The 19,898-nt window shown below is 70.8% G+C and carries 20 protein-coding genes; 9 read left to right on the top strand and 11 right to left on the bottom strand.

From position 1 onward, the window contains the following. Positions 1-69 precede the first annotated feature (69 nt). The 8 genes from pstB to GJR97_RS10570 all read right to left on the bottom strand — a co-directional run bounded on the left by pstB (position 70) and on the right by GJR97_RS10570 (position 9,429). The gene (gene pstB, locus GJR97_RS10605; protein ID WP_324613396.1) at positions 70-849 is read right to left on the bottom strand and encodes a phosphate ABC transporter ATP-binding protein PstB; all 780 of its coding nucleotides are present in this window, start codon (positions 847-849) and stop codon (positions 70-72) included. Positions 850-868: 19 nt separating this feature from the next. Continuing rightward, complete coding sequence (gene pstA, locus GJR97_RS10600; RefSeq protein ID WP_154346452.1) at positions 869-1,969, bottom strand: phosphate ABC transporter permease PstA; 1,101 nt, start codon at positions 1,967-1,969, stop codon at positions 869-871. After that, positions 1,969-2,907 (bottom strand): phosphate ABC transporter permease subunit PstC, encoded by a 939-nt coding sequence (gene pstC, locus GJR97_RS10595; RefSeq protein ID WP_154346451.1) that lies wholly within the window; start codon positions 2,905-2,907, stop codon positions 1,969-1,971. The genes pstA and pstC overlap by 1 nt, the downstream gene beginning before the upstream one ends. Positions 2,908-2,994: 87 nt before the next feature. After that, positions 2,995-4,086, bottom strand: a complete 1,092-nt coding sequence (locus GJR97_RS10590) for a phosphate ABC transporter substrate-binding protein PstS (protein ID WP_324613395.1) — start codon at positions 4,084-4,086, stop codon at positions 2,995-2,997. Between the two features lie 193 nt (positions 4,087-4,279). After that, positions 4,280-5,368, bottom strand: a complete 1,089-nt coding sequence (locus GJR97_RS10585; RefSeq protein WP_324613394.1) for a phosphate ABC transporter substrate-binding protein PstS — start codon at positions 5,366-5,368, stop codon at positions 4,280-4,282. 186 nt (positions 5,369-5,554) lie between these two features. Next, positions 5,555-6,499 (bottom strand): NUDIX hydrolase, encoded by a 945-nt coding sequence (locus tag GJR97_RS10580; protein WP_154346450.1) that lies wholly within the window; start codon positions 6,497-6,499, stop codon positions 5,555-5,557. Then, positions 6,496-8,694, bottom strand: coding sequence for an RNA degradosome polyphosphate kinase (locus GJR97_RS10575; RefSeq protein ID WP_154346449.1), 2,199 nt, complete (start codon positions 8,692-8,694; stop codon positions 6,496-6,498). The genes GJR97_RS10580 and GJR97_RS10575 overlap by 4 nt, the downstream gene beginning before the upstream one ends. A gap of 45 nt (positions 8,695-8,739) precedes the next feature. Beyond that, positions 8,740-9,429 (bottom strand): response regulator transcription factor, encoded by a 690-nt coding sequence (locus GJR97_RS10570; RefSeq protein ID WP_324613393.1) that lies wholly within the window; start codon positions 9,427-9,429, stop codon positions 8,740-8,742. A 74-nt stretch (positions 9,430-9,503) separates the two neighbouring features. Between GJR97_RS10570 and GJR97_RS10565 the strand changes: the two genes are divergently transcribed. The 4 genes from GJR97_RS10565 to GJR97_RS10550 all read left to right on the top strand — a co-directional run bounded on the left by GJR97_RS10565 (position 9,504) and on the right by GJR97_RS10550 (position 12,797). After that, positions 9,504-9,827, top strand: coding sequence for a hypothetical protein (locus GJR97_RS10565; RefSeq protein WP_154346447.1), 324 nt, complete (start codon positions 9,504-9,506; stop codon positions 9,825-9,827). Positions 9,828-9,967: 140 nt separating this feature from the next. After that, positions 9,968-10,576, top strand: coding sequence for a nitrobindin family protein (locus GJR97_RS10560; RefSeq protein ID WP_129233641.1), 609 nt, complete (start codon positions 9,968-9,970; stop codon positions 10,574-10,576). Continuing rightward, positions 10,576-11,721: a CAF17-like 4Fe-4S cluster assembly/insertion protein YgfZ gene (gene ygfZ / locus GJR97_RS10555; protein WP_154346446.1), complete on the top strand. Its 1,146-nt coding sequence runs from the start codon at positions 10,576-10,578 to the stop codon at positions 11,719-11,721. The genes GJR97_RS10560 and ygfZ overlap by 1 nt, the downstream gene beginning before the upstream one ends. Continuing rightward, positions 11,718-12,797, top strand: a complete 1,080-nt coding sequence (locus tag GJR97_RS10550) for an FUSC family protein (RefSeq protein ID WP_324613392.1) — start codon at positions 11,718-11,720, stop codon at positions 12,795-12,797. The genes ygfZ and GJR97_RS10550 overlap by 4 nt, the downstream gene beginning before the upstream one ends. Before the next feature lie 8 nt (positions 12,798-12,805). Here GJR97_RS10550 and GJR97_RS10545 read toward each other — a convergent pair whose 3' ends face one another. Beyond that, positions 12,806-13,615, bottom strand: coding sequence for a class I SAM-dependent methyltransferase (locus tag GJR97_RS10545; RefSeq protein ID WP_154346445.1), 810 nt, complete (start codon positions 13,613-13,615; stop codon positions 12,806-12,808). A gap of 113 nt (positions 13,616-13,728) precedes the next feature. On the opposite strand from GJR97_RS10545, the gene GJR97_RS10540 reads away from it, so the two are divergent. Beyond that, the gene (locus GJR97_RS10540; protein WP_154346444.1) at positions 13,729-14,475 is read left to right on the top strand and encodes a phosphoglyceromutase; all 747 of its coding nucleotides are present in this window, start codon (positions 13,729-13,731) and stop codon (positions 14,473-14,475) included. Positions 14,476-14,557: 82 nt separating this feature from the next. On the opposite strand, the gene phoU is transcribed toward GJR97_RS10540, so the two are convergent. After that, the gene (gene phoU, locus GJR97_RS10535) at positions 14,558-15,214 is read right to left on the bottom strand and encodes a phosphate signaling complex protein PhoU (protein ID WP_154346443.1); all 657 of its coding nucleotides are present in this window, start codon (positions 15,212-15,214) and stop codon (positions 14,558-14,560) included. A gap of 191 nt (positions 15,215-15,405) precedes the next feature. Between phoU and GJR97_RS10530 the strand changes: the two genes are divergently transcribed. Both GJR97_RS10530 and GJR97_RS10525 read left to right on the top strand, forming a co-directional pair. Continuing rightward, a complete protein-coding gene (locus GJR97_RS10530; protein WP_154346442.1) occupies positions 15,406-16,656 on the top strand; it encodes a sensor histidine kinase in 1,251 nt (416 codons plus the stop codon). After that, the gene (locus tag GJR97_RS10525) at positions 16,653-17,333 is read left to right on the top strand and encodes a response regulator transcription factor (protein ID WP_324613391.1); all 681 of its coding nucleotides are present in this window, start codon (positions 16,653-16,655) and stop codon (positions 17,331-17,333) included. The genes GJR97_RS10530 and GJR97_RS10525 overlap by 4 nt, the downstream gene beginning before the upstream one ends. Positions 17,334-17,401: 68 nt before the next feature. Here GJR97_RS10525 and GJR97_RS10520 read toward each other — a convergent pair whose 3' ends face one another. After that, positions 17,402-17,863: a hypothetical protein gene (locus GJR97_RS10520; RefSeq protein WP_154346441.1), complete on the bottom strand. Its 462-nt coding sequence runs from the start codon at positions 17,861-17,863 to the stop codon at positions 17,402-17,404. A 160-nt stretch (positions 17,864-18,023) separates the two neighbouring features. On the opposite strand from GJR97_RS10520, the gene GJR97_RS10515 reads away from it, so the two are divergent. Continuing rightward, positions 18,024-18,506 (top strand): CarD family transcriptional regulator, encoded by a 483-nt coding sequence (locus GJR97_RS10515; RefSeq protein WP_067948714.1) that lies wholly within the window; start codon positions 18,024-18,026, stop codon positions 18,504-18,506. An 80-nt stretch (positions 18,507-18,586) separates the two neighbouring features. Further along, positions 18,587-19,864 (top strand): 2-C-methyl-D-erythritol 4-phosphate cytidylyltransferase, encoded by a 1,278-nt coding sequence (ispD, locus tag GJR97_RS10510; protein ID WP_407643597.1) that lies wholly within the window; start codon positions 18,587-18,589, stop codon positions 19,862-19,864. Positions 19,865-19,898: the final 34 nt, after the last annotated feature.

Genomic DNA, 19,898 nt, shown 5'->3' with positions numbered 1-19,898 from the left:
CGACGACCATCCACGACGACGACGGCCCGGCCCCCTGCGGGGACCGGGCCGCGACGCGCGGAGCGAGGATCAACCGAAGCGACCGGACACGTAGTCCTCGGTGGCCTTCTCGGACGGGTTCGAGAAGATCGTCGTCGTCTCGTCGTACTCGATGAGCTTGCCCGGCTTGCCGGTTCCCGCGATGTTGAAGAACGCGGTCTTGTCGGAGACGCGCGAGGCCTGCTGCATGTTGTGGGTCACGATGACGATCGTGTAGTCCTGCTTGAGCTCCTCGATGAGGTCCTCGATCGCGAGGGTCGAGATCGGGTCGAGCGCCGAGCAGGGCTCGTCCATCAGGATGACCTCGGGCGAGACCGCGATCGCGCGCGCGATGCAGAGACGCTGCTGCTGCCCGCCGGACAGGCCCGAGCCCGGACGGTCGAGCCGGTCCTTGACCTCGTTCCAGAGGTTCGCGCCCTGCAGCGACTGCTCGACGAGGGCGTCCGCATCGGACTTCGAGATGCGCTTGTTGTTGAGCTTCACGCCCGCGAGGACGTTCTCCTTGATCGACATCGTCGGGAACGGGTTGGGCCGCTGGAAGACCATGCCGACCTGGCGGCGCACGAGCACGGGGTCGACCTCGGGGTCGTACAGGTTGTTGCCGTCGATGAGCACCTCGCCCTCGACGCGCGCGCCCGGGATGACCTCGTGCATGCGGTTCAGGGTGCGGAGGAAGGTCGACTTGCCGCAGCCCGACGGGCCGATGAACGCGGTGACGCTCCGCGGCTCGATCTCGAGGGAGACGCCCTCGACGGCGAGGAACTTGCTGTAGTAGACGTTCAGGTCTCGGACTTCGATGCGCTTGGACACTGTGGTTCCTATCTGGGGGTCAGCGACCGTACTTGGGGGCGAAGAACCGCGCGACGAGTCGGGCGACGAGGTTCAGCACCATGACGATGAGGATGAGCGTGAGGGCGGCGGCCCACGCGCGGTCGAGGTACGCCTCGGGCGGGTTCCCCTGGTTGGCGTACTGGGTGTAGACGAACACGGGGAGGGACTGCATGCGCCCCTCGGTCATGTCGTAGTTCACGCTGTTGGTGAATCCCGCGGCGATGAGCAGCGGAGCGGTCTCGCCGATGACGCGGGCGATCGAGAGCATGATGCCCGTCGTGATGCCGGCGATCGAGGTGGGCAGCACGACCTTCACGATCGTCAGCCACTTCGGCACGCCGAGCGCGTACGAGGCCTCGCGGAGTTCGACCGGGACGAGGCGCAGCATCTCCTCGCTGGAGCGCACGACGACCGGGATCATCAGCACCGCGAGGGCCACCGCACCGGCGATGCCGGTGCGCGTGCCGGGACCCCAGAAGATCGCGAAGAGCGCGTAGGCGAAGAGGCCGGCGACGATCGAGGGGATGCCCGTCATGACGTCGACGAGGAAGGTGATGCCACGGGCGAGGCGGCCGCGGCCGTACTCGACGAGGTAGATCGAGGTCATCAGCCCGATCGGGATCGAGATGAGCGCAGCGGTGCCCGTCATGAGGACGGTGCCGACGATCGCGTGCAGCGCACCGCCGCCCTCGCCGGTCACGTTGCGCATCGAGTAGGTGAAGAACTCGACGTCGAAGCGGTTGAGCCCGAACGTGACGACCGTGATCGACAGCGAGATCAGCGGGATCATCGCGAGGAGGAACGCGCCGGTGACCAGCGCGGTCACGAAGCGGTCGGTCGAGCGTCGCGCCCCTTCGACGATGCGCGAGAGCAGGGTGATCGTGGCGACGTAGATGATCGCGGCGACCACGAACGTGCCGACCCAGTTGAACTCGGCGCCGCTCAACGCGATGACGCCGAACAGGCCGGCCGAGACCAGGAGGCTCGCGCCGAGCACCATCCACGGCGCACCGTTGGGGAGCTTGCCGGCGGTGAGCGAGTTGCTGACCGGTGCCGCGGTCGGACCGCGGGTCTCGGGAGGGGTGATCGTCGTGGTCATCAGTTCGCTCCCGAGAACTCGGCGCGGCGAGCGACGATCCAACGGGCGATCGCGTTCACCGCGAAGGTGACGATGAAGAGGATGAGGCCCGTCGCGATGAGGACGTTGACGTTGATGCCGTACGCCTCCGGGAAGCTCAGGGCGATGTTCGCGGCGATCGTCGACGGGTTGACCGACGTAAGCAGTTGGAACGTGATCGCGCCGGTCGCCGAGAGCACCATCGCGACGGCCATCGTCTCGCCGAGTGCGCGACCGAGGCCGAGCACGGCGGCCGAGATGATGCCGGGACGACCGAACGGGAGGACCGCGGTCCGGATCATCTCCCACCGCGTGGCGCCGAGGGCGAGCGCGGCCTCCTCGTGGAGGACCGGCGTCTGGAGGAAGACCTCGCGCGAGATCGCGGTGATGATCGGGATGATCATGACGGCGAGCACGAGGGCTGCGGTGAGGATGGTGCGGCCGGTGCCGGAGACCGGCCCGGCGAAGAGCGGGAACCAGCCCAGGTTGTCCACGAGCCAGGTGTAGATCGGCTGGACGGCGGGGGCGAGCACGCCGATGCCCCAGAGGCCGAACACGACCGACGGGACGGCGGCGAGCAGGTCGACGATGTAGCCCAGCACCGACGCGAGGCGGCGCGGGGCGTAGTGCGAGATGAAGAGCGCGATGCCGATCGAGATCGGCAGGGCGATGAGCAGCGCGAGTGCCGCGGCCCAGATGGTGCCGAAGACCAGGGGCCCCACGTAAGCCCAGAAGTTGCTGTCGAGGATCGAGGCGTCCTCGCTGTCGGCGACGAACGCCGGGATGCTCTGGACGATGAGGAACGTCGCGACCGCGGCGAGCGTGACGAGGATCATCGAGCCGGCGAAGACCGCCGACTTTGAGAAGACGCGGTCGCCTGGGCGCTGCTTCGCCCGGATCGGCGCGGCTGCGGTGGTCATCTGGAGATCCTCCGGTCGGTGGTGCGTGGGACATGGCCGTGCCCGGCCCCGGTGCTGCTGACGCTACCGGGGCCGGGCACGTGCCACCTACTGGATCGAGTCGATCGCCGCGGTGACCTTCTCGCGGAGCGAGTCGGAGATCGGGGCCGAACCGGCGGACTCGGCCGCGACGTCCTGGCCCTCGGGGCTGGCGATGTACGACAGGTACGCCTTCACGAGCTCGACGTTCTCGGGCTCGGCGTACTCCTGGCAGGCGATGAGGTAGCTGACGAGGACGATCGGGTAGACGCCGGCCTCCTCCGAGGTGCGGTCGAGCTCGATCGCGAGGTCGTGCTCGTCGCGGCCCTCGACGAACGGCGAGGCGTCGACGATGGCCGCAGCGGCCTCCGGCGAGTACTCGACGAACTCGCCGCCCACGCCGACCGCCACGGTGCCGAGGTCACCGGCGCGCGACGCGTCGGCGTAGCCGATGGTGCCGGTGCCGTTGGTCACGGCGTCGACGACACCCGAGGTGCCCTGGGCGCCCTCGCCGCCCTCGAACGGCCACACGCCGTCGGCCTCGTAGGTCCACACGTCGGGCGCGGCCGCACCGAGGTAGTCGGTGAAGTTCTCGGTGGTGCCCGAGTCGTCCGAGCGGTGGACCGGGGTGATCGCGAGGTCGGGGAGCTCGACGCCCTCGTTCGTGGCGGCGATCGCCTCGTCGTTCCAGTTGGTGATGTCGCCGGCGAAGATGCCCGCGATCGTGGCCGGGTCGAGGGAGAGGCTGTCCACGCCCTCGAGGTTGAAGATCACGGCGATCGGCGAGATGTAGAGCGGGAGCTCGACGACGCTCGTGTCGGGCGCGCACTTGGCGAAGCCGCCCTCGGCGATCTCCTCGTCGTTGAACGCGCGGTCGGAGCCGGCGTAGTCGCTGGCGCCCGAGAGGAAGGTGTCGCGACCGGCGCCCGAGCCCGAGGGGTCGTAGTCGATGGTCACGTCGGGGTTCGCGGTCTGGAAGCCGGCGATCCACGCCTGCTGGGCCGAGTCCTGCGACGACGCGCCGGCGCCGACCAGGTTGCCCGAGAGCGTCGAGTCGGAGCCGGACTCGCCCGAGCCGCCCTCGTTCGCGGCGCAGGAGCTGAGCGCGAGGGCCGCCGTCATGGCGATGACGGCAGGCGCGGCGAAACGCTTGAGGTTCACGTGATTCCCTTCCGGGGGTTGGATTGCAGGTTGTGGGGCCGGGTGCCGACCCGCCTGCGACGCTAACCAGCGTGCGTGACGAGCGTCCCCCACGGTGGTGAACGGAAGGTGAACTGGGTCTGTCCGGCCGGGATGCCGTCGCTGTGAGTCCACCGTGACGGCGGCGCCCCGCAGATCGTCGGGTCCGTGGGTGCTAGCCGCTGATGGACTCGATCGCCTGCATGGCCCGCTCGCGCAGCGATTCCGAGATCGGCGCCGATCCAGCCCCGACGGCGGCGGCCCGCTGGCCCTCCTCGCTCGCGATGTACGCCAGGTACTCCCGCACGACCTCGACGTTCCGAGGGGAGGCGTACTGCTCGCAGGCGATGAGGTAGCTGACGAGGACGATCGGGTAGACACCGGCCTGCTCGGTGGTCCGATCGAGGCTGATGGCCAGGTCGCCGTCCGCCCGCCGCTCCTCGAGCGGTGACGCGTCGACGATCGCCGCGGCCGCCTCGGGGGAGAACGAGACGAACTCATCGCCGACGCGGACCGCCGCCGTGCCGAGGTCTCCGGCGCGCGACGCATCTGCATAGCCGATGGTCCCCACGCCGTTGCCGACAGTGTCGACCACGCCCGAATTGCCCTGCGCGGCCTCGCCGCCCGAGAACGGCCACACGCCGTCGGCCTCCCATTCCCACACCTCGGGTGCGGCGGCGTGCAGGTAGTCGGTGAAGTTCTCGGTCGTGCCCGAGTCGTCGGAGCGGTGCACCGCGGTGATGGGGAGATCGGGAAGCGCCGCCTCGGGGTTCGTCGCGGCGATCGCCGGATCGTTCCAGTCCGTGATGTCGCCGGCGAAGATGCCCGCGATCGTCGCGGGGTCGAGGTCCAGCGTGTCGACGTCGTCGAGGCGGAACACCACGGCGATCGGGGAGATGTACAGGGGCAACTCGATGACCGTGGAGTCCGGGGCGCAACGACCGAAGCGGCCCTCCGCGAGTTCGTCCGCGGTGTAGGCGCGATCCGAGCCGGCGAAGTCGCTCGCGCCCTCCATGAAGGTGTCGCGTCCGGCGCCCGAGCCTGCCGGGTCGTAGTCGACCGTGACGGCGGGGTGTGCGGTCTGGAACGCCGCCACCCACGACTGCTGCGCCGCGCCCTGCGCCGATGAACCTGCGCCGACCACGTATCCGTCGAGCGTCGACCCCGTGTCGCCGGTCGACATCTCGTTGACGGCGCAGGAGGAGAGGACGGATGCGGCGACGGCGGCGAGCGCGACGGCCGCGGTCGTGCGGATGCGGTTCACGGGGACCCTTCGGGGACGTTCGGGGGGATCGGGAGCGGGGCGGGAGTCGACCGGTGCGAGCCGGACTCGTGGCCGCGTCCGGTGAACATCGAAACCGAGACGGGTGAACGGATGGTGAACACTCGGAGTCGTGAGGGTGTGTGGAACCTGCGTATCCCCTGCATCCCGCCGGCCCGCGGCTCCGGCTCAGGCGGCCGGCGCGTGCGTCTCGATCGCGATGATGCCCGACGACGGGTTCGTGGACGACAGGTGCACGACGCTGAACGCGCCGACCTCGAGGCTCGCGGCATCCGTGACGTAGGACCCGAGGGGGGTCCCGGTCGCGAGCGCGATCTCGCGCATCATCTCGGGCATGACGGGGCCGTGACCGCAGATCACGGCCGTCTTGCCGACGCGCACGCGCTTGCCGATCACGCGGCGCACCTCGTCGTTGCCGGCTTCCCACGCGTCCTGGCTGATTCCCTCGTCGCGCTTGACCTTCATCCCCGTGGCCGCCGAGAGCGGGGCCACGGTCGTCACGCACCGGACCGCCGGGCTCGAGACGATCTTCCGCGGGCCCCAGGCGAGGACGGTGCCGACGAGCGCGGCGGCCTGCTGCACGCCCCGCTCGACGAGCGGCCTGGTGCTGTCGGTGCCCTTCCAGTTCGAGCGATTCTGCGCCTTGCCGTGCCGGAGCACGATGAGCGCGAACGTCTCGGTCACGCCCTGGTCGACGAGCGCGGCGAAGTTGTCGAGGATCTCGCGGTCGGGGCCGTAGGTGAGGTACCCGCGGGCGCGCTTGATGGTCACCCACTCGAGCGCGGCGATCTCGGCGTTCGGCCGGAACGTCGACGCGAGCACCGCCTTCTCCGTGACCTCGGCCGCCCAGTAGTGCACGATCTTCTCCCGGCCGCTCGGCAGCGGGTAGCGCGAGACGCCGACGGGCACGCCCAGGGCGACGGCCAGCCCGGTCTCCTCGGCGATCTCGCGGACGGCGGTCTGCGGGAGCGTCTCGCCCGGGTCGACCTTGCCCTTCGGGATCGTCACGTCGCCGTGCACCGTGCGGTGCACGACGAGCACGTGGATGCGACCGTCGATCACGCGCCAGCAGACGGCGCCGGCCGCGTAGACGGCGGTGGCGACCTGGCTCATCGGCGCGCCGCTCGCGTCGCACGCTGCGCGATGCGCTTGCTGCGCTGCGCGACGCGCTGGATGCGGAGGTGCTGCAGGTCGTCGAGCGGGCGGCCGGAGTCGTCCGTCGAATGCCTGACCCAGGTGCCGTCGCCGTCGAGCCACCACGATCCGGTGCGCTCGTCCATCGCCTCGTCGAAGAGGCCGCCGATCGCGCTCACGTGGTCGGGGTCGGTGAGCCGCACGAGCGCCTCGACCCGACGGTCGAGGTTGCGGTGCATCATGTCGGCCGACCCGATGTAGACGACCGGGTCGCCGTCGTTCCGGAACGAGAAGATGCGCGAGTGCTCGAGGTAGCGGCCGAGGATCGAGCGGACCCGGATGTTCTCGCTCAGCCCGGGGATGCCGGGGCGGAGGCTGCAGATGCCCCGAACCCAGACCTCGACCGGCACGCCCTCGTTCGACGCGCGGTACAGCGCATCGATGATGGCCTCGTCGACCATCGAGTTGACCTTGATGCGGATGCCGGCGGGCTTGCCCTCCTGCGCGTTGGCGGTCTCCTGCGCGATGAGCTTCAGCAGGCCCTTGCGGAGGTGGAGCGGAGCGACGAGCAGGCGCTTGAACTTCTTCTCGATCGCATAGCCGGAGAGCTCGTTGAACAACCGGGTGAGGTCCTTGCCGACCTGGTCGTCGGCGGTCAGCAGCCCGAGGTCCTCGTAGATGCGGCTGGTCTTCGGGTTGTAGTTGCCGGTGCCGATGTGGCTGTAGTGCTTGAGGCCGTCCTTCTCCTGTCGGATGACGAGCGCGAGCTTGCAGTGCGTCTTCAGCCCGACGAGGCCGTAGACCACGTGCACGCCCGCCTTCTCGAGCTTGCGCGCCCACGTGATGTTGGCCGCCTCGTCGAACCGCGCCTTGATCTCGACGAGTGCGAGGACCTGCTTGCCCGCCTCGGCGGCGTCGATCAGGGCCTCGACGATGGGACTGTCGCCCGAGGTCCGGTAGAGGGTCTGCTTGATCGCGAGCACGCCGGGGTCGGCCGCCGCCTGCTCGAGGAACGCCTGGACGCTCGTCGCGAACGACTCGTACGGGTGGTGCAGCAGCACGTCCTTCTCCGCGACGGCGGCGAAGATGTCGGCGGGGCGGTTCGGCTCGGACGGCTGCAGCTGCACGTTCGTGGTCGGGACGTGCGTCGGGTAGTGCAGCTCGGGTCGGTCGATGCGCGCGAGGTCGAAGAGCCCGCCGAGGTCGAGCGGGGAGGGCAGGGTGTAGACCTCCTGCTCGGTGACGTCGAGCTCGCGCACCAGGAGGCCGAGCGTGACCTCGTCCATGTCGTCCGAGATCTCGAGTCGGATCGGAGGACCGAAGCGCCGACGCAGCAGCTCCTTCTCGAGCGCCTTGATGAGGTTCTCGGTCTCGTCCTCCTCGATCTCGACGTCCTCGTTGCGGGTGACGCGGAACACGTGGTGGTCGAGGACCTCCATCCCCGGGAAGAGGTCGCCGAGGTGGTTCGAGATGAGCTCCTCGAGCGCGATGTAGCGGGCGTCCTCGACGGGCTCGGCCGGGTCGACGCGCACGAAGCGCGGGAGCATCTGCGGCACCTTCACGCGCGCGAACTCCTGTCGGCCCGTGCGGCTGTTCCGCACGCGGACCGACAGGTTCAGCGACAGGCCGGAGATGTAGGGGAACGGGTGGGCCGGGTCGACCGCGAGCGGCATCAGCACGGGGAAGATCTGCGAGCTGAAGTACCCGTGCAGGTGCTCGCGGTGCGTCTCGTCGAGCTCGCCCCACGAGACGATGCGGATGCCGGCTTCCGCCAGCGCCGGCTTGACCAGCTCCTGGTAGGCGGCGGCGTGGCGCGACTGCAGTTCGTGCGCCTTCTGCGAGATGTCGGCGAGCACCTCGTGAGGGGTCCGTCCCACGTTCGTCGGGACGGCGAGGCCCGTGTTGATCCGGCGCTTCAGGCCCGCGACGCGGACCATGAAGAACTCGTCGAGGTTGGAGGCGAAGATGGCGAGGAAGTTGGCTCGCTCGAGCACGGGCAGTCGGGGGTCCTCGGCGAGTTCGAGGACGCGCTGGTTGAAGGCCAGCCAGCTGAGCTCCCGGTCGAGGTAGCGCTCGGCGAGGAGTTCGGGCGCACCGTCGGTGTCGAGCGGTTCGAAGTCGTCGTCGAAGTCGCTCGCGGTGCGGTCGTCGTCGAGGGTGCTCTCCGCAGTCATCCACACATCATGCCACCGGGCTGCGACGCGGTGGTGAAGCGCAGGTCACCGGGCGGTGACGTTCGCGTCCTGCTCGTCCTCCTCGTGGACGTTGAAGCGGTAGCCGACGTTGCGCACCGTGCCGATCAGGCTGTCGAGGTCGCCGAGCTTCGCGCGGAGTCGACGGACGTGGACGTCGACGGTGCGCGTTCCGCCGAAGTAGTCGTAGCCCCACACCTCGCTGAGCAGCTGCTCCCGAGTGAACACGCGCGACGGGTGGGCCGCCAGGAACCGGAGCAGCTCGAACTCCTTGTAGGTCAGGTCGAGCGTGCGACCGTGGACCTTCGCGGAATAGCTGGCCTCGTCGATCACGACGCCGGACGTCTGGATGCGCTCGGCAGGCTGGGCCGCCTGCGCGCGGCCCAGCGCGAGTCGGATCCGCGCGTCGATCTCGGCGGGGCCCGCGTGCTCGAGGATCACGTCGTCGATGCCCCAGTCCGAGGTCACCGCGGTGAGCCCGCCCTCCGTCACGACGAGGATCAGCGGCACCGAGAGACCGGTCGTCCGCAGGATCTGGGCGAGGGCCTTCGCACCGGCGAGGTTGGTCCGGGCGTCGAGGAAGACGAGGTCGGCCTCCGGCGCGCGCACCAACTGATCGGGTGACGCCGGGATCACGCGCACTCGATGCGTCAGGAGAGACAGGGCCGGGAGAACATCTTCGTTTGCTGCCGGCGTCAGGATCAGCAGCTGCGCCACGCACACCCTCCAGTAGTAAGGTGCGGTCAATACTACGGGACACCGAGCGGTGGACGACGGCGAAGGGGGACGGCGTGACGCAGGACGACGCGGCAGCACCGGCGACGGGCCTCGCGCGGTGGGCCGTTCCCGCCGTCTGGCTCATCTCCGCGATCGGGTCCGCCGTGGTCGTCGGACTCGCTTGGTCAGGAACGCGCGTGTGGTTCCACGACACGGGCCCGTACGCCGCGCTCGGCGTGCTGGGCATGGTGTTCGCGGCATCCGTCATCGCAGCGCTGCTGCTGCAGCTCGCCTCGCGGAGGCCGCACGGATACGTCGGACGGGCCAGCGCGTCGATCGCCGGCGCCGTCGTCCCGGTGGCCGTCGGAGCGCTCGCGCTGCTGCCGGTCGTCGGTTGAGCAACGGGTAGACTCGCACCATGTCCTCGCTGCTCGCGCTCGAACTGTTCTTCATCGGCCTGCTCGGTCTCGCGAGCCTCACGATCGCCTGGATCAGCGGCGTCGTCGTCTACAAGCTCTTCAAGGGCCAGCGCTAGATCGTGATCGAACTGCCGGTCGACCTCCCAGCGGAGCTCGTTCCGCTCTCCTGGCTCATCGGGGTCTGGGAGGGTTCCGGCGTGATCGACTACGCCATCGGCGACGGCTCGGTCACCCACGAGTTCGGACAGCGCGTGAGCTTCAGCCACGACGGCCTGCCGTACCTCAACTACACGTCCTACACGTGGCTGTTCCCGTCGGATGCCGACGGCGAGCCGACGCCGCTCGCCGCGGAGACCGGCTACTGGCGCCTCGCCCGTCCGCTCGGAGAAGGCGACCAGGGCCCGGCGATGCTTCCCGCGGTCGGCGCGACCCGGTTCCCCGACGCCGAGGCCGTCGAGACGCTGCGCAACGACGCCGGCGGCTTCGACCTCGAGGTCTCGATCGTGCATCCGGGCGGCGTGAGCGAGCTCTACCTCGGCCAGGTGAAGGGACCGCGCATCGACCTCGCGACCGATGCCGTCATGCGCACCGCCGGTGCGAAGGAGTACGCCGCGGCGACCAGGCTCTACGGGCTCGTCGAGAACCACCTCCTCTGGGCGTGGGACATCGCGGCACTCGGCCAGGACCTGCGCACGCACGCGTCCGCCCGGCTCGCGAAGGTCGACTGATGTCCGGCTCGCCGTTCCTCGCGCTGCCCGGCGCGGTCGTCGGGGATGCGCCCGATGAGGCGGTCGCCGCGCACTACGGCAACCCGATGGTCGAGCAGCGCCGGCTCGAGGAGGGGCGCGCGATCGTCGACCTGTCGGACCGCGGCGTGCTCACCGTCACCGGTCCCGACCGGCGGTCGTGGCTGAACTCGATGGCGAGCCGAGCGCTCGACCACCTCGCTCCCGGCGAGAGCGCCGAGGCGCTGTTCCTCGACGCGTCGGGCCACGTCGAGCATGCCGTGCACGTCGTGGACGACGGCGAGCGTACGTGGCTGGTGCTCGACGGCGACGCGGCGCCGTCGCTCGCGACCTGGCTCGATCGCATGCGGTTCATGCTGCGCGTCGAGGTCGCCGACGTGAGCGACGGGTTCGCCGTGGTGGCGGCGATGCCGCGCGACGACGGGTTCCCGGTCGAGCTCCCCGACGGCGCCCTGGTCTGGCGCGATCCGTGGCGGCAGGTGCTCCCGGACGGATACGGGTACGCCCCGGAGGACGGCCACGCGGGTGCCGGCTGGAACTACGCCGAGGCGATCGTGGCGCGCGATGCGCTCGGGGCCCTCGTCGGCGCCGTGCGATCGGGGGCCGTCGAGGTCGCCGGCTCCCTCGCGCTCGAGGCGCTGCGCATCGCGGCCTGGCGTCCGCGCTTCGCGACCGAGGTCGACGAGCGCACATTGCCGCACGAGCTCGACTGGCTGCGCAGCGCGGTCGACCTGCACAAGGGCTGCTATCGCGGGCAGGAGACCGTCGCGAAGGTCGTGAACCTCGGTCGGCCGCCGCGTCGACTGGTGATGCTGCACCTCGACGGCAGCGACACCATCCTGCCGAAGCCCGGCGACCCGGTCGTCGGGCTCAAGGCCCGTCCCGAACCCGCCCCGGGCGAGGAGCCCGAGCGGCGCGCGGTCGGCGCCGTCACCTCGGCGGCGATGCACCACGAGCTCGGCCCGATCGCCCTCGCGGTGATCAAGCGCTCGGTTCCCGCCGACCTCGAGCTCATCGTGGAGAGCCACGGCATCGACGTCGCCGCGTCCCAGGTCGAGATCGTGCCGGCCGGAGCCGCCGCGGCGGTCGACGTGCCCCGCCTGCCGAGGCTCGGCATCCGCCCGTGACCCGTTCGCCCGGCGGGGCGGGCCGGCTGGCCGGTCGTCTCGGTCGGCTGCGCGACTCGCTTCCGGCGATCGTGCAGATCACCGTCACCGCGATCGCGGCGTACTCGTTCTCCGTGTTCGTCGTCGGGCACGAGCAGCCGCTCATCTCCGCCCTCGTCGCGATCACCTCGCTGGGGTTCGTGCGCGATGCGCGGCCCGTCCGCGTGCTCGAGACCGTCATCGCGATGACGCTCGGCATCGCCCTCGCCGAGGCGCTGCTGCTCGTCGCGGGCAGCGGCATCTGGCAGTACGCGCTCGCGCTGGCGGTGACGCTCGCCGTGGCGCGATTCCTGTCCGGCAACGCCTCGTTCGCGATCGCCGCTGCCGTGCAGTGCTCGCTCGTGATGCTCGTGCCCGCACCGGAGGGCGGCCCCTTCGTCCGCACGCTCGACGCCGTCGTCGGCGGAGCGTTCGCGCTCCTCGCGACCGCGGTCATCCCACGCGATCCGCGGCGCACGGCGCTCCGCGACGGTCGGCGCCTGCTCGACGAGCACGTCGCGGTCCTGCTCGAGCTGGCCGCCGCACTCGGCAGGGGTGAATCGGATGCCGCAGGGCGGGCGCTCTCTCGCGCTCGTGCCACCCAGCCCGCGGTCGAGGCGTGGACGGCGAGCGTCGACTCGGGCATCGCGATCGCCCGCCTCTCGCCGATCGTGCGCCGGGCCAGGTTCGACCTGGAGCGGCAGCGGGCGATGCTCTCGGGCGTGGACCTCGCGACCCGCAACCTCCGCATCATCGCGCGCCGGGTCGAGTGGAGCCTCCGGGACGGTCGTCCGCGCGAGGAGGTCGCCGACGTGGTCGCCCGCATCGCCGTCGCCGTCGAGGTGCTCGACGAGTCGCTGCGCGACGTCGCCCAGCAGCCCGTCGCGAGGCAGGGATTCTCGGAGATCCTCAAGCACCTCGACCCCGTCGCGATCCTCCCGGACGGCTCGCAGGGCGACAGGAACACGCTCGCGGCGCTCCGCCCGTACCTCGTCGACCTCCTCACCGCGACCGGGCTCGACCTCGACGAGGCACGGGCACTGCTTCCGGGCGACTGAGCCGCCGCTCAGCGGGGTGCGACCGACGCCCAGTCGAGCGTGAGCTCGCCGAGACGCCAGCGCCGAGCGCCGTCGCGCACCGGCCAGCCGGCATCGCGCAGGTCTCGCGCGAGCGCGATCCAGCGTTGCGACGGGCCGTACACGGACAGCGGCGCATGCACGCGCCAGCCGCGGTCGAGGGCCTCGAGCAGGTCGTGGACGCGCTCGCCGGGGACGTTGCGGTGGATCAGGGCCTTCGGCAGTCGCTCGGCCACCACCGACGGCGCGTGCAGGCCGGTGAGGCGCAGGCTGATCGTGAAGCTCTGCGGGCCGGCATCCGTCACGCCCACCCAGCTCGAGATCCGGCCGACCTCGTCGCAGGTGCCCTCGACGAGCAGGCCGCCCGGCGCGAGCCGGCCGGTCATGCGCGCCCAGGCATCGGCGACGTCGCCCTCGTCGTACTGGCGGAGGACGTTGAACGCGCGGATCACGGCGGGTCTTCCACCCCCGGGCACCGGAACCTCGAAGCCGCCGAGGCCGAACGAGACGGGCAGGTCGTCGGGGAACGGCGTGCGGCCGGCGCGCACCGCATCGAGCTGCGCCTCCGCGGCGCGCACGCGGGCCGGCTCGATCTCCAGCCCGAGCACCTCGACGTCCGGTCGGGCGCGGCGGAGCCTCGCCGCGAGCTCGAACGCGGTCACGCCGCTCGCCCCGTAGCCGAGGTCGACCACGAGCGGCTCGGCGGCACGGCGGAACGCCGCCTGCTCCGCGATCCAGCGATCGACGCGGCGCAGGCGGTTCGTGTTCGTCGTTCCCCGCGTGACCGAGCCGACCGGCATGTCCTCCAGTGTCGCAGCCCGACGCGGCTCCGGCAGTCCGTGCCGGCGGCGGCATCCGTCATGGTTCGACCCCGCCGATGGCCGAGGGCGACCGGGTCGCTAGGCTGGACCGCATGGTCTACACCCTCGTGCTGCTGCGCCACGGCCAGAGCGACTGGAACCAGAAGAACCTGTTCACCGGCTGGGTCGACGTGCGGCTCAGCGACCAGGGCCGCGCGGAGGCGACCCGCGGCGGCGAACTGCTCGTCGAGAAGGGGGTCCTGCCCGACGTGCTGCACACCTCGGTGCTGACCCGCGCCATCCAGACCGCGGACCTCGCGCTCGAGGCCGCGGACCGGCTCTGGATCGACGTGCGTCGCTCGTGGCGGCTCAACGAGCGCCACTACGGCGCGCTGCAGGGGCTCGACAAGGCCGAGACCCTCGAGAAGTACGGCCCCGAGCAGTTCATGCTCTGGCGCCGCTCGTTCGACACGCCTCCGCCGCCCCTCGCGGACGACGCGGAGTGGTCGCAGGTCGGCGACCCGCGCTACGCGAACCTCTCCGACGACGAGATGCCCCGCACCGAGTGCCTGAAGGACGTCATCGCACGCATGCTCCCGTACTGGGAGTCCGACATCATCCCCGACCTGCAGGCCGGCAAGACGGTGCTCGTCACGGCGCACGGCAACTCGCTGCGCGCGCTCGTGAAGCACCTCGACGGGATCTCCGACGACGACATCGCGGAGCTGAACATCCCGACCGGCATCCCGCTGGTCTACGAGCTCGGCGACGACTTCATGCCGACGAAGCCCGGCGAGTACCTCGATCCCGAGGCCGCCGCCGCGGGCGCCGCGGCCGTCGCCGCGCAGGGCAAGAAGTAGCCAACCGGACGAGCACGACGACGAGGGCCGAGCGGATGTCGCATCCGCTCGGCCCTCGTCGTGCGACGGGCGGGTTCCCCCGTCAGGCGACCGGCTCGGGCACCCAGTCGCCGGTGGCGAGGTAGTCGACCTTCTGCGCGATCGCGACCGCGTGGTCGGCGAACCGCTCGTGGTACCGACTGGCCAGGGTCGAGTCGACGGTGTCGACGGCCTGGCCCTTCCAGGTCTCGCCGAGCACCTTGTCGAACACCGAGAGGTGCAGCGCGTCGACCTTGTCGTCCTCGTTGCGGATGGCCTTGGCCAACTCGACGTCCTCGCTCTCGAGGAGGGTGACGAGCTTGCGTGCGATCTCGACGTCGAGCGCACCCATCTCGATGAAGGTGGGGCGGAGGGACTTCGGCACCACCTTGTCGGGGAAGCGGTACCGCGCCAGCTGCGAGATGTGCGTCGCGAGGTCGCCCATGCGCTCGAGCGAGGCCGAGATGCGCAGCGCGCTGACGACGATGCGCAGGTCGCGCGCGACGGGCTGCTGCCGGGCGAGGATCGTGATGGCGAGCTCGTCGAGCGCCTGGGCGCGCTGGTCGATGAGGTGGTCGTCGGCGATGACCTCCTCGGCGAGGCTGACGTTCGACTCGTTGAACGCGCGCGTCGCCTTCTCGATGGCCTGGGCGACGAGCGTCGCGATCTCGACGAGGCCGTCCTGAACCTCGCGCAGTTCCTGCTGGAACACCTCACGCATGTGTTTGACCCCTTCGATGGTCTCGGGCTCCCACGACGGGCACGCGGGATGACCGGTCGCTGACCGGCACTCGACATCCTCGCCGTCGAAGGTGAACGGCAGGTGCCGTGCTGCTGAACTCTCCCTAACCTACCCCCGGCCGGCCTCCGCCCGGGTGAGGCGGGGGTGACCGGCATGGTTAGGGTGGTGCCATGGACTCCACCTGGTCGGTGCTGGTCGCGCTGACCTTCGGCATCCTCCTCGGGGCCGGGTTCACGGTCGTGCTGCACATGGCCGAGCGCCGCGGCCAGAGCGCGGCTCGCGTCGTGGCACCGACGATCCCCGACGGCGTCGACCAGGTGCTCGACGTCCTCGAGTCCGCCGGCGTCGTGCTCGATCCGTCCAACAATGTGCTGCGCGCGTCGCCGGGCGCCCTCGCGATGGGGCTCGTCCGCAACCAGATGCTCGCGCACGCCGAGCTGGTCGACCTCGTCTCGGGCGTGCGTCGGACGGGTGAGCCCGCCGCGCTCGAGATCGAACTCCCGCGGGGCCCGTTCGGCGACGCGACGATGCAGCTCCAGGTCCGCGTGGCGCGCCTCGGGACGCGGTTCGTGCTCCTCCTCGCCGATGACCGCACCGAGGCGCACCGGCTCGACGAGGTGCGCCGCGACTTCATCGCGAACATCAGCCACGAGCTGAAGACGCCGATCGCCTCCGTGAGCCTGCTCGCCGAGGCGCTCGACCAGGCCGCCGACGAGCCCGAGCAGGTTCGCCGCTTCGCCGACCGCCTCGGGGTCGAGTCGACCCGGCTGGCGCACATCACCGGCGAGGTCATCGAGCTCTCCCGGCTGCAGGCGCGTGATGCGCTCCGCCGCGACGAGCTCGTCCAGGTCGACCGAGTGGTCGCCGCCGCGGTCGACCAGAACCGGGTGGTCGCCGCGGCGAAGGGCGTCGACGTGGCCGTCCGGGCGAAGTCCCGCGCCGAGGTCTACGGCGACGAAGCGCTCCTCGTCGTCGCCCTGCACAACCTGATCTCGAACGCGATCGCCTACTCGAGCGAGGGCGGGCGGGTCGGGGTCGGCGTCATCGTCGACGACGACGCCGTGGAGATCTCGATCGCCGACCAGGGCATCGGCATCGCGCCGGAGGACCTGGACCGCGTGTTCGAGCGCTTCTACCGCGTCGACCAGGCGCGCTCGCGGAACACGGGCGGCTCCGGCCTCGGCCTGAGCATCGTCAAGCACACGGTCCAGAACCACGGCGGCGACGTGCGCGTGTGGTCGCGGCCCGGTCGCGGCTCGACGTTCACGATCCGCCTCCCGCTCGCGGAGCGACCGATCGCCCGCGAGGCCGGCGTCGCCGCCGCGCCCGATTCCGTCGCGCCGGCACCCGTCGCGCAGGACGCCAAGACCCGTATCGCCGCGGCACTTCCGGCCGCGCCATCCCGAGGAGACCGAGAGTGACCCGCATCCTGCTCGTCGAGGACGAGATCGCGTTGAGCGACCCGCTGAGCTTCCTGCTCGAGCGCGAGGGCTACGAGGTGGAGGTCGCCGCCGACGGCCTCGCCGCCGTGGCCGCATTCGATCGCGACGGCGCCGACCTCGTGCTGCTCGACCTCATGCTCCCCGGCCTGCCGGGGACGGAGGTCTGCCGCGAGATCCGCCAGAGCTCGAACGTGCCCATCATCATGCTCACCGCCAAGGACTCCGAGGTGGACATCGTCGTCGGGCTCGAGCTCGGCGCCGACGACTACGTGACGAAGCCCTACTCGACCCGCGAGCTGCTCGCGCGCATCCGCGCGGTGCTGCGCCGCCGCATCGAGCCCGACGACCTCGACGAGGCCGTCATCGAGGGAGGCCGGGTCAGGATGGACGTCGACCGCCACACCGTCGAGGTCGACGGCGAGGCCGTCGCGATGCCCCTCAAGGAGTTCGAGCTGCTCGAGCTGCTCATGCGCAACGCCGGCCGCGTGCTCACGCGCGGCCAGCTCATCGACCGCGTGTGGGGGAGCGACTACTTCGGCGACACGAAGACCCTCGACGTCCACATCAAGCGGATCCGGTCGAAGATCGAGGTCACGCCCTCCGAGCCCGTGCAGCTCGTGACCGTGCGCGGGCTCGGCTACCGATTCGAGGCGTAGCCCCCGAACGAGAAGAGCGGATGCCGCCGGCTCGCGCCGCGGCATCCGCTCTCGTGGTCGTGGCGTCCCTACGGGACGAGGTCCTCGTACTCGGGGAGGCGGCCGTCGAGGACGGGCACCTGGATCTCGACGCCCTCGGCGCTGCCGGCCTGCAGGTAGACGGACACGAGCCCGCCCACCTCGGCGTCGAGGTTCTCGATGAGCAGCGGCTCCTCTTCGGCGGTGCCGAGGGAGACGGTCTCGCCGCCGTCGACGTCGATCTCGAAGGTGTCGCCCTGGTCGACGAACTGCAGCGAGAGCGTCTCGTCGTCGGTGCTCGTGTTCGTCACCGAGAGCACGAGGTTGCCCTCCTCGCCGTCGTCGCTCACGACGAGCACGTTGCGCACGTCGAGCGCGCCGACATCGGCGGAGACGCCGTCGCTCGCGTCGTACTTCTCGGTGGTCGCCTGGTAGGTCAGCATGGCGCAGCCGCTGCCGCCGAGGGCGATGCCGAGAGCCAGTGCAGCGGATGCCGCGAGACGCGCCTTCACAGAACCTCCAAGGACGAGCGTGCGCGCAGCGGAATGCGCCCGCGCGCGTGTGATCGAAGTCGAGTGTAGCCTAGCGCGTCGCCGCCCTCGGGGCGGGGAGGCGGAACCTTAGCACTACCTCGGTGTGATATCCTGAAAGTTGCCGAAAGGACGTCTATTCATGCTTTTTGAGGTTGGCGAGACCGTCGTTTACCCCCACCACGGTGCCGCAACGATCGTCGAAGTCAAGAAACGCATCATCAAGGGCGAAGAGAAGCTCTACCTCAAGCTGAACGTCACGCAGGGAGACCTCGTGATCGAGGTGCCCGCAGAGAACGTCGACCTGGTCGGCGTGCGTGACGTGATCGGCAAGGAGGGCCTCGACAAGGTCTTCGAGGTGCTGCGCGCCCCCTTCACCGAGGAGCCGACCAACTGGTCGCGTCGCTACAAGGCGAACCTCGAGAAGCTCGCCTCGGGCGACGTGATCAAGGTCTCCGAGGTCGTGCGCGACCTCTGGCGCCGCGATCAGGACCGCGGCCTGTCCGCAGGCGAGAAGCGCATGCTCGCGAAGGCCCGCCAGATCCTGATCTCCGAGCTCGCGCTCGCAGAGAAGACCGACGAGGAGCAGGCATCGACCGTCCTCGACGAGGTGCTCGCCTCCTAGGCCGAGCCCCATCGACGATCGCCGCCTGCGCTGACGCGCACGGCGGCGATCGTCGTCTCGGGGTGGATCCGGGCGGGGCCATCGACCCGCGAGCGACGTGTCACGGCGACTACGGTGGAGGCGTGAACGACTCCACCGTCGCCGTCATCGTCGTCGCTGCCGGCTCCGGCACGCGACTCGGGCATCCGGAACCCAAGGCCCTCGTCCCCCTCGGCGACGACACGATCCTCGGTGTCGCATTGGATGCCGTGCTCGGCATGCGCGAGGCGCCGTTCGTCGTCGTGGTGGCGCCGGCCGATCGCGTCGACGAGGTGCGCGAGCGCTGTGCGACGCGCGCGGCCGAGGCAACCGTCGACCTCGTGGTCGTCGCCGGCGGCCTGACCCGGCAGGAGTCCGTGGCGCTCGGCCTCGCCGAACTCCCGCGCGAGATCGAGGTCGTGCTCGTGCACGACGCGGCTCGGCCGCTCGCGCCCTCCGCGGTGTTCGACGAGGTCGCGGCCGCGGTCGAGGCGCGCGGGCACGGGATCGTGCCGGGCCTCCCCGTCGTCGACACGGTCAAGCGAGTCGACGGCGAGGGACACGTCCTGGAGACCGTGGATCGCTCCGAGCTCGCCGCGATGCAGACGCCGCAGGGCTTCCCGCGGGAGGTGCTCGAGTCGGCGTACGCGGCGGCCGGGGCCGACTTCACGGATGACGCGGCGCTGGTGGCCGCCGCCGGGGTGCCGGTCGACGTCGTTCCGGGCGACGCGCGCGCATTCAAGGTCACGGTGCCGTCCGACCTGCACCGTGCCGAGCAGCTGCTCGCCGAGCGCCGGGCCGCCGTCGCAGCGGCCGAGAGGTCGGCGCCGCGCGCGCTGCCAGCGCACTCGGCGCCGACCCGCGTCGGCACCGGCATCGACGTGCACGCCTTCGCCGACGCGCCGGACACGCCGCTCTGGCTCGCGGGCCTGCACTGGCCCGGAGAGCGCGGCCTCTCCGGGCATTCCGACGGCGACGCCGTCGCACACGCGATCTGCGACGCGCTGCTCGCCGCCGCCGGTCTCGGCGACATCGGCGGCATGTTCGGCACCGACGACCCGCGGTTCTCCGGCGCGCACGGCGAGGTGTTCCTCGCCGAGACCGTGCGACGGCTGCGCGAGGCCGGATGGCGCATCGGCAACGTCTCCGTCCAGGTCGTCGGCACTCGTCCGAAGCTCGCGCCCCGCCGCACCGAGGCCGAGACCCTGCTGACCGGCATCGTCGGCGCGCCCGTCAGCGTCGCCGCGACGACGACCGACGGACTCGGCTTCACCGGCCGCGGCGAGGGCATCACCGCGATCGCGACCGCGGTCATCTTCCCGGCCCCGGGCTCGGCGTGAGTCGGCGAGTCGATCCGCATCCCTCCGGGCCCGT

Source organism: Agromyces kandeliae (genome assembly GCF_009674665.1).
Taxonomy (GTDB): domain Bacteria; phylum Actinomycetota; class Actinomycetes; order Actinomycetales; family Microbacteriaceae; genus Agromyces; species Agromyces kandeliae.
Note: the sequence above shows the minus strand (reverse complement) of the source record. Positions and strands in the feature narration are given on the sequence as shown.